Origin of the sequence: Inquilinus sp. (assembly GCF_039594555.1) — a bacterium.
In the GTDB taxonomy this organism is placed as follows: domain Bacteria; phylum Pseudomonadota; class Alphaproteobacteria; order DSM-16000; family Inquilinaceae; genus Inquilinus.
The window spans coordinates 1-9,391 of the sequence record NZ_JBCNNF010000275.1 but is presented as its reverse complement, the minus strand read 5'-3'; the positions used below and the strand labels follow the sequence as shown (position 1 = coordinate 9,391).

The following is a 9,391-nucleotide window of genomic DNA, read 5'->3' as shown; positions in this document are numbered from 1 at the left end:
GCCGCGCCGCTTCGAGGCGTTCCGCACCCTCTTGGAGCGGTGGCCCGACCGGCGCGGCCGGGTGTCGTTCATGCAGATCGCGCCGCCCACCCGCAGCGACGTCGCCGAATACCAGGAGATCCGCCACCAGCTGGAAAGCCTGGCGGGGGCGATCAATGGCGAGTTCGCCGACATCGACTGGGTGCCGCTGCGCTACCTGAACAAGAGCGTGCCGCGCAAGACGCTGCTGGGCTTCTACCGCTCGGCCAGGGTCGGGCTGGTGACGCCGATGCGCGACGGCATGAACCTGGTGGCCAAGGAATACGCCGCGGCCCAGGACCCGGAGAATCCGGGTGTGCTGGTGCTGTCGGAATTCGCCGGCGCGGCGGAGGAGCTGGACGCGGCCCTGATCGTCAACCCGTTCGACGTCGAAGGCGTGGCCGAGGCGCTGGAGCGCGCCTTGACCATGCCGGTGGAGGAGCGGCGCGAGCGCCACGCGGCGTTGATGAAGGTGCTGCGCGGCAACGACATCGGCCAGTGGCGGCGGCGCTTCATGGCGGCGCTGGAGGGGGCTGCAGCTTGAGCGGCGAGTAAGCCCAATCCGTCATTGCGAGCGCAAGCGAAGCAATCCATGCAGCAGCACGAGCGGACGGATGGATTGCTTCGTCGGCTTCGCCTCCTCGCAATGACGGCCAGGGACGGTGTCGTCACAAATACCGCTTCCGGATCGAGGTCTTCAGCGTGTCCAGCAGCACCGCCGCCAGCACCAGCGTGCCCTGGATCACCTGGGTGTAGTGTGGCGGCATGCCCATGACGTTGATCGCGGTGCGGATCGCGCTCAGCAGCAGCACGCCGGCGAAGACGCCGGACAGGCGGCCGGCGCCGCCCTTCAGGCTGACGCCGCCGATCACCACCGCGGCGAAGGTCTCGAACAGCATGCCGATGCCAAGATTGGCGGTGGCCCCGGCGGTGCGGGCGGCCAGGAGCCAGCCGGCGAAGGCGGCCAGGCCGCCGGACAGCATGAAGGCGATCGTCACCAGCCGGTCGACCTTGATCCCGGCCCGGAACGGCGCCTGCGGGTTGCCGCCGATCATGTACAGGTGCCGGCCGAAGGGCGTCCGGGTTAGGATGAAGCCGAACACCACGAACACCGCGATCAGGATCCAGGCCAGCACCGGGATGCCCAGGATGGCGCCGGTGGCGACGGCGCGCAGCTCGGCCGGCAGCCCGTAGACCGACCGGCCGCCGGAGGACGCGACCACCGCCCCGCGCAGCGCGATATAGGCGGCCAGGGTGACGATGAAGGCGTTGATCTTGAACCGCACCACCAGCGCGGCGTTGACCAGGCCGACGACGCAGCCGACCAGGACCGCGCCGATCAGCGTCACCGGCAGCACCAGCCAGGGCGGGTCCAGCGTCCAGCCCAGCCCGGCGCCGTTGGTGCCGAAGAACAGCGCCGTGGCCATCGCCGACATCGCCAGCACCGATTCGATCGACAGGTCCATCTGCCCGGCGATGATCACCAGCGACAGCCCGACCGCCAGGATGCCGACGAAGGCCGACTGCTCCAGGATGTTGAGGAAGATGCCGGTCTGGAAGAAGTCCGGGATCGCCAGCGAGAACACCGCCAGCACGACCGCCAGGATCAGCCAGACGATGTGGTCGAGCACCGGCTCGATCCAGGCGCGGCCGCGCCGGTCGGCGGTCGGGGAGGCGGGCACGCTGCGGTCCATCATCGGTCCTCGGGGCAAAGTCCTGCTGTTTCTAGGTCGTCATTGCGAGCGAAGCGAAGCAATCCAGGGCCGTTTGCCGTGCCCCCTGGATTGCTTCGTCGGCTTCGCCTCCTCGCAATGACGGCGGAGGAGGGGACTCGAAAGCTCAGGCGGCGATCACTTCACCGGCTGCACCGGCGTGGTCGGGGCCTTCAGGTTGCCCCAGAAGCGCGGGTCGTCGACATTGTCCTTGGTGATCGCGGCGCCCGGGATCTTCAGGTTCGGGCCCCACTTCTCGTCGGTCAGCTCGGCCTTCAGCCCCAGCACGTCGTAGGTGCCCGGCTTCAGCGCCTCCTTCGCCACGATCTTGTCGACGAACATCGCCAGCCCGTAGGCCTGGGCGTAGAGCGGCTGCTCCACCTCCACCTGCTCCCAGCCCTTGCGGATCAGGTCCAGCCCGACCGGCGCGCCGTTGGAGCTGACCAGCATGACGTCGCCCGGCTTCTTGCCCTTGGCCTCCAGGATGCCGGCCACCGGCACCGCCAGATGCGCGGCATGGACGAAGATCAGGTCGATATCCGGGTTGGTCAGCAGCTGGTCCGAGGCGATGTTGCCGGCGTTGGTCGCCTCCCACTGCAGCGCCGCCTGGGTGATCAGCTTAACGTCCGGGAAGGCCTTTATCTTGGCCTCGAAGCCCTTCTGGATGTCGAGCGTATAGCTGTCGCCCGGGTCGCCCAGGATCTGCAGCACCTTGCCCTTGACCGAGCCGTACCGGGCCTTCAGCAGGCCCTGGATCTGGTCGGCCGCGATCTCGCCGATCTGAACCGTGCCGGCGACCGAGGTCAGGTCGACCGGGGTTGAGGTGATCTGCCGGTCGAACACCAGCACCGGTATGCCGGCGTCGCGCGCCTTCTGGATGCCGGGCACGACCGAATCGAAGTCGACCGCGGCCAGCACGATGGCCTTCGGCTTCAGCTTGATCACATCGTCGAACTGGTTCAGCTGCAGGTCGGTGCGGTTCTGGGCGTCGAGCGACACCGTCTCATAGCCGACCTGCTTCATCGCGTTGGTGATCACGGTCACCGATTCCGTCTGGAACTCGTCCAGCAGGGTCGGCACCAGGTAATAGACCTTGCCCTTGTCCTGGGCTAAGGCGCCGCCCGCCGTCAGCGCCATGAGGGCGATCGCCGCCGCCCCGAATGTCCGTCTCGCGATCCGCATCATGCTGCCTCCTCTGTTTCCGGTTTTTCAGGCGACTCGTTGCGTCACGTCGCCGGTGATCATCCGCACCACCTCCTCGGGGCTGCTCGCGGCCGTCGCCACGTCGCCGGTGATCCGGCCGTGGCGCAGCACCACGATCCGGTCCGCCACCTGGAAGGCATGCGTCATGTTGTGGGTGATCAGGATCACGGCGACGCCCTGGTCCCGCACCCGCGCGATCATCTCCAGCCCCCGCCGCGTCTGCTCGACGCCCAGCGCGGCGAAGGGCTCGTCCAGCATCACCATCTTGCCGCCCCAATGGACGAAGCGGCTCAGCTCGATCGCCTGGCGCTGGCCGCCGGACAGGTGCTCGGCGTTGGTGCGGACCGAGGGGATGCGGGTGCCGGCGGCGCTCAGGGCGCGCTCGGTGATCGCCTGCATCTCGCGCTCGCGCAGCACCGGGATGCCCAGGATCCTGCGGGTCAGCTCGCGCCCCATGAAGAAATTGGCGACGACGTCGACATTCATGCACAGCGACAGATCCTGGTAGACCGTCTCGATGCCGCGCGCCTTGGCGTCGGCCGGGCTGGCGAAGCGGCACTCCTCGCCCTCGAAGATCACCCGGCCGGCGGTCGGCTGCAGCCCGCCGGAGATGATCTTGATCAGGGTCGACTTGCCGGCGCCGTTGTCGCCCAGCAGGGCCAGCACCTCGCCGGCGCGCACGCTGAAGCTGGCGTCGGTCAGCGCCGTGACCGCGCCGAAGCGCATCTGGATGTGCTCCAGCCGCAGCAGCTCGCGGCCGCCTGTCGCGGTTGGGGCCGTTGCGGTCCGGGCCGTGTCGGTCATGCGCGTGCCTCCGTGGCGATGGCGGTTGTGGGCCGGGCCGGCGGCTCCGGCTCGGCGAAGAGCAGGCCGGATTGCGGCGACAGCAGGCCGGAGATGGCCAGGACGGCGGCCCCGACCAGCGCGTTCTCGGCGCCGATCGCCGACAGGGCCAGGCGCGGCGTGGTGCGGTCGGCGCGCCGGCTGACCGACGGCAGCAGCGGCTCCAGCCGCTCCGCCAGCCGGTGCAGGATCGGCCCGGGCAACTCGCCGCCCAGCACGATGCAGGCGGGGTCCAGCAGGTTCTCGAGCGCGCAGAGGGCCCGGCGCAGCGGCGGCACCGCCGCCTCGATCCAGGCGGTGACGGCGGGATGGTCCGGATCGGCCAGGTCCGGCGCCGCCCCGGCCTCGGCCAGCGCCGTGCGCAGCGCATGCACCGAGACATAGGTTTCGAGGCAGCCCTCATTGCCGCAGCTGCAGGCGCGGCCGCCCGGCACGATCGGCATGTGGCCGAGCTCGCCGGCATTGCCCCAGGCGCCGGGATGGACCTGGCCGTCGACCACCAGCCCGCTGCCCAGGCCGATGCCGAAATGGATATAGAAGAAGTCGCGCAGGCTGCGGCCCAGCCCGAACATCGCCTCGCTCAGCGCCGCGGCGGGGGCATCGCCGCCGACGAAGCCGGGCAGGCCGGTCAGCTCCTGCAGCCGCTCCGCCACCGGCACGCCGGCCCAGCCGGGCAGGGTGGTGGGGCCGACGAAGCTCATGGCATCGACATCGAACGGCCCGGGCATGGCCAGGCCGACGCCCAGCACTCGCCCCGGCTTTCGGCCCGGCGCGGCCTTGCCCAGCCGCCGCACCATCGCCGCCATTGCCGGCAGCGCCTCGTCGGGGGTGGAGGCGGGCAGGGCGGTTTCCGTCCGTCCGCGCACCGCGCCGGTCAGGTCCAGCAGCGCGCCGCGCAGGCGGTCGCGGGTCAGCTGCAGGCCGATGGCGAAGCCGCCATCCGGGTCGATCGCCAGCTCGATCGCGGGCTGGCCGGGGCCCTTGGGCGCGCCGCGCCGGGCGGTCAGCAGACCCGTCTCCTCGAATTCGCGGATGATGTTGGTGATGGTCTGCGGGCTCAGCGCCACCAGCCGGGCGATCTCGGCGCGCGAGATCGGCCCGTGCAGGCGGACCGCCTCCAGCACGATGCGCCGGTTGTACGGCCGTCCGAGATCCTGGTTCGTGCCCTTCAGCCGCGTTGCCATGCAGCCTCCCGACCCGAAGCGTGACCTTGGTCGGGAAGTTCGTCAAATGGTTTTATGAATTACGGTGAGGACTATCGAAATCGGATCATCCACAAGGCGCATATGCAACCATGTGGCGTATCCGATCGGCCGAACTGACCGCGGCCGGATTGTCGGGCACTGTCGAGGGTGCCGCTGTCGAACCCCACCTGAGCAGCGGAACTGGTCTCGAGCGCGAGATCGGGAGCCGGCGGCGAGACGCCCCTAAGAAGCTGCCTCGCCGCCGGTGCCCTGCGTTCAGCCCGCGGCTGCCGCGGTCTTTGCCTCGCGGCGGCGGCGATGCAGGATCGGCTCGGTGTAGCCGTTGGGCTGATCCAGGCCCAGCAGCACCAGATCCAGCGCCGCCTGGAAGGCGATGCTGCGGTCGAAGTCCGGCGCCATCGGCCGGTACAGCGGGTCGCCGGCATTCTGGCCGTCCACCACCGCCGCCATGCGCCGCATCGTCTCCCGCACCTGCGCCTCGGTGACCAGCCCGTGCTTCAGCCAGTTGGCGATGTGCTGGGACGAGATGCGCAGCGTGGCGCGGTCCTCCATCAGGCCGACATCGTTGATGTCCGGCACCTTGGAGCAGCCGACGCCCTGGTCGATCCAGCGCACGACATAGCCCAGGATGCCCTGGGCGTTGTTGTCCAGGTCGCGCTGGATCTCCTCGGCCGACAGGTTGCGGCCGCCGAGCAGCGGCGGGGTCAGGATCGCGTCCAACTTCGCCTTCGGCCGCGACTTGAGCTCGTCCTGCCGCGCCGCGACGTCGACCCTATGGTAATGCGTGGCGTGCAGCACCGCCGCGGTCGGCGACGGCACCCATGCGGTGCTGGCGCCGGCGCGGGGATGGCCGATCTTGGCCTTCAGCATCTCGGCCATGGCGTCGGGCTTGGCCCACATGCCCTTGCCGATCTGCGCCCGGCCCTTCAGCCCGGCCGCCAGCCCCTGGTCGACATTGTTGTCCTCATAGGCGGCCAGCCACGCGGCGTCCTTGATGTCGCCCTTCGGCAGCACCGGGCCGGCCAGCATGCTGGTGTGGATCTCGTCGCCCGTGCGGTCGAGGAAGCCGGTGTTGATGAACACCAGCCGGTGCCGCACCGCGCGCATGCACTCCTTCAGGTTGACCGTGGTCCGCCGCTCCTCGTCCATCACGCCGACCTTCAGCGTGTGGTGCGGCAGGCCCAGCGCGTCCTCGACCCGGCCGAACAGCGAATCGGTCAGCGCCGCCTCGTCCGGCCCGTGCATCTTCGGCTTGACGATGTAGACGCTGCCGGCGCGGCTGTTGCGCGGCCCGTCAGCCTTCTTCAGGTCGTGGATGGCGCAGAGCGAGGTGACCAGGGCATCGAGGAAGCCTTCCGGCACCTCGCGGCCCTCCGGGTCCAGCACCGCGTCGGTGGTCATCAGATGCCCGACATTGCGGACCAGCATCAGGCTGCGGCCCGGCAGGGTCAGCGTGCCGCCGCCGACCGCGGTGTAGACCCGGTCCCCCACCAGCCGGCGGGTCATGGTCTTGCCGCCCTTGACGAAGGTCTCGGCCAGGTCGCCCTTCATCAGCCCCAGCCAGTTGCGGTAGACCGCGACCTTGTCCTCGGCGTCCACCGCCGCGACCGAATCCTCGCAGTCCTGGATGGTGGTGACCGCCGCCTCCAGCACCACGTCCTTGACGCCCGACGGGTTGTCGGCGCCGATCGGGTGCGACCGGTCGATCTGCAGCTCGATATGCAGATTATGGTGGCAGAACAGCAGGCTGCGCCGGTCGTCGTCGCCGGCGAATCCGGCGAATTGCTCCGGATGGGCGAGGGCGGTGGTCGAGCCGTTCGCCAGCACCATGTCCAGCCCCGTCGGCGTCCCGGCCGTCAGCCGGTACTCCCTGACCTCGGCATGGCTGCCGGCGGCCAGCGGGATCGCGGTGTCGAGGAATTTCGCCGCCTCGGCGATCACCGCCTGGCCGCGCTTGCGGTTGAAGCCGTCGCCGGGCGCCAGGTCGCCGCTCTGCGGGATCGCGTCGGTGCCGTACAGCGCGTCGTACAGGCTGCCCCAGCGGGCATTGGCGGCATTCAGGGCGAAGCGGCCGTTCATCACTGGCACCACCAGCTGCGGCCCGGCGATGACGGCGATCTCCGGGTCGACATTGGCGGTGTCGATGGTGAAGTCCGGCCCCTCCTCGCGCAGATAGCCGATGCCGGTCAGGAAGGCGTGGTATTCGGCCGGGTCCAGCGGCTGGCCCCGCCGCTCCCGGTGCCAGGCATCAATCTGCTGCTGCAGTCGGTCGCGTTCCGCCAGCAGCGACCGGTTGACCGGGCCCAGCTCCGCCACGATCGCGGCGAAGTGGCGCCACAGGGCGTCGGGGTCGACGCCGGTGCCGGGGGCGATCTCAGTCTCGACCAGATCCGCCAGGGACGAGGCCACCCTTAAGGTGTGCCGGGAAACATAGGAGGTCATCTGCAGCGCCGTGGTTGAAGGGCCATGATCATCCGGCTAGTCCAACGGCCGCGGGCGGTCCAGCGCGCCGCGGGAAGTTTCCCGCGATGCGGAAACCGGCCGATGCTATGAAGAGTGTACAGCCATCGGCGCGGCGGCGTCCCGCCTCAGGTCGGAACGGGTGAATGCGAGAGAGGCGATCGGCGACGGCCCAAGCGGGCGGCGCCCCGAGATCGGGCAGCGTGCAGTCGGTGGAGCGGGCGCTCTCCCTGCTTGAGGCGCTGGGCGAGGATGAGGAGGGCACGCGGCTGACCGACCTGGCGCAGCGCACCGGCCTGTCGCCCTCGACCGTGCACCGGCTGCTGACGACGCTGGAGCAGCGGCGCTTCGTGCAGTTCGATCCGTCGGACGGGATGTGGCACATGGGCCGGCAGGCCTTCGCCGTCGGCTCTGCCTTCGTGCGGCAGCGCAATTTCGTCGCCCCCGCCCTGCCGTTCCTGCGCCGGCTGCGCGACCAGACGCGGGAGACCGCCAATCTCGGCGTCGCCGATGACGGCGAGGTGGTGTGCCTGACCCAGGTCGAGAGCCGCGAGATCATGCGCGCCATCACCCGGGTCGGCGGCCGGGCGCCGATGGCCTCCTCCGGCATGGGCAAGGCGATCCTGTCGACCTATTCCGAGGCCGATGTCGCTGTGATCGTCGCCCGGCACGGCCTGCCGAAGCTGACGCCGCGGTCGCTGACCGGCGCCGGCGCCCTGGCGGAGGAACTGGCCCGGATCCGCATACGTGGATATTCGGTGGATGACGAGGAGTTCGTCACCGGGCTGCGCTGCGTCGCGGCGGTGGTGCATGACGCGCAGGGCGAGGCGCTGTGCGCGATCTCGGTCTCCGGCCTCGCCACCCGCCTGACGCCCGACCGGGCGGCGGTGCTGGGGCCGCTGCTGCGCGACACCGCGCGGGAGCTGACGCGCACCCTGGGCGGGCGCGCGCCAGACCCGGCGGGATAGTCCTCTCAGACGGCCTTCAGGTTCTCGGCCGACGACTTGTTGCGCCGCGGGTCCATCTGCTCCTCATAGGAGATCTTCTGGCCCTCGTTCAGGCCGCGCAGACCGGCGCGCTCGACGGCGGAGATGTGGACGAAGACATCCGGGCCGCCATTCTCCGGCTGGATGAACCCGAAGCCCTTGGTGCTGTTGAACCATTTCACGGTGCCGATCGGCATCGCCTGCCTCCCAGGAAAGATGGCGCCGCGCGACAGCGCGCGACGCGTCAGTCGGTCGCCGGGAAGGCTGCGTCCAGGACCGCGATTGCGGCCGGCCGGCCATCCGAACCGGAGTGACCATGCTATGATGGAGCCGGTTTCGTCCCGATGGCAAGACCAACGGCGCTTGATTCTGTCGGAACGTGGCCGGATTGCGGCAATGCGAGGTCTCTGTCTTTGCTTGGATCAATATTGAATAATTCAGAGTTCAATCAATACTGGCTTCGCTGATATTTGAAGGTTTTCGGGAATTTCGTGAAGGTTTACGCCTCAATGCGCGATTGACCGAAGATCTGGAGAACGTGAATGTCGACCATCGACGGCGCCGCCGGCGACGACCTGAAGGGAACGGCGGGCGCCGGTTTGAGGATGCCGCTGCCGCGCCGGCTCCTCAGGCGGCGTGGCCGCCGGCCTGCTGCAGCAGGCCGCCGATCGACGCCCTGAGGCCGCCGAGGAAACGCTCGACCACGGCGGCCGACGGGCCGGCGTTCTCGACATTGATCCGGCGCTTGTCGACCGGATCGATGCTCTTGCGCAGGTAGCTCTTCTTGGCCAGTTCGTCGATCCGGCGGACGGTGGTGGAATAGGGGGCGTCGATCAGTCCGCACAGCTCGCTGACCGACACGCCGCCGCGGCCGGCCAGCCGGCTGCGGTGAAGATACATCAGGATCTGGACGTATTCGACGCTGGCGAACTCGTCGCCCAGCGCGCCGGACAGCGACTTGATG

9 protein-coding genes are annotated in these 9,391 nt (G+C 69.5%); 2 read left to right on the top strand and 7 right to left on the bottom strand.

Going from position 1 to position 9,391, the window contains the following annotated elements:
• Positions 1–562, top strand: a 562-nt coding sequence (locus ABDW35_RS24920; protein ID WP_343716560.1) for a trehalose-6-phosphate synthase, incomplete at its 5' end; no start/stop codon positions are given.
• Between the two features lie 124 nt (positions 563–686).
• Here the strand turns inward: ABDW35_RS24920 and ABDW35_RS24915 are convergent.
• From ABDW35_RS24915 to ABDW35_RS24895, 5 genes are all read right to left on the bottom strand, one after another.
• Positions 687–1,715 (bottom strand): ABC transporter permease, encoded by a 1,029-nt coding sequence (locus ABDW35_RS24915; RefSeq protein WP_343716559.1) that lies wholly within the window; start codon positions 1,713–1,715, stop codon positions 687–689.
• Positions 1,716–1,868: 153 nt separating this feature from the next.
• The gene (locus tag ABDW35_RS24910; protein ID WP_343716558.1) at positions 1,869–2,915 is read right to left on the bottom strand and encodes a sugar ABC transporter substrate-binding protein; all 1,047 of its coding nucleotides are present in this window, start codon (positions 2,913–2,915) and stop codon (positions 1,869–1,871) included.
• Positions 2,916–2,939: 24 nt separating this feature from the next.
• On the bottom strand, positions 2,940–3,737 hold the full coding sequence (locus ABDW35_RS24905) for an ATP-binding cassette domain-containing protein (RefSeq protein ID WP_343716557.1): 798 nt from the start codon (positions 3,735–3,737) through the stop codon (positions 2,940–2,942).
• Positions 3,734–4,960: an ROK family transcriptional regulator gene (locus tag ABDW35_RS24900; RefSeq protein ID WP_343716556.1), complete on the bottom strand. Its 1,227-nt coding sequence runs from the start codon at positions 4,958–4,960 to the stop codon at positions 3,734–3,736. The genes ABDW35_RS24905 and ABDW35_RS24900 overlap by 4 nt, the downstream gene beginning before the upstream one ends.
• A 276-nt stretch (positions 4,961–5,236) precedes the next feature.
• Entirely contained in the window at positions 5,237–7,423 is a 2,187-nt protein-coding gene (locus ABDW35_RS24895; RefSeq protein ID WP_343716555.1) for a malate synthase G, read from the bottom strand.
• 221 nt (positions 7,424–7,644) lie between these two features.
• On the opposite strand from ABDW35_RS24895, the gene ABDW35_RS24890 reads away from it, so the two are divergent.
• Positions 7,645–8,409, top strand: a complete 765-nt coding sequence (locus tag ABDW35_RS24890; protein ID WP_343716554.1) for an IclR family transcriptional regulator — start codon at positions 7,645–7,647, stop codon at positions 8,407–8,409.
• A 5-nt stretch (positions 8,410–8,414) separates the two neighbouring features.
• Here the strand turns inward: ABDW35_RS24890 and ABDW35_RS24885 are convergent, their stop codons facing one another.
• Positions 8,415–8,624 carry a cold-shock protein gene (locus tag ABDW35_RS24885; RefSeq protein WP_034832428.1) on the bottom strand — a complete coding sequence of 70 codons (210 nt, stop codon included), beginning with the start codon at positions 8,622–8,624 and terminating at the stop codon, positions 8,415–8,417.
• A gap of 430 nt (positions 8,625–9,054) precedes the next feature.
• Positions 9,055–9,391 (bottom strand): hypothetical protein (locus tag ABDW35_RS24880; RefSeq protein WP_343716553.1); only part of this gene is annotated, 337 nt, incomplete at its 5' end.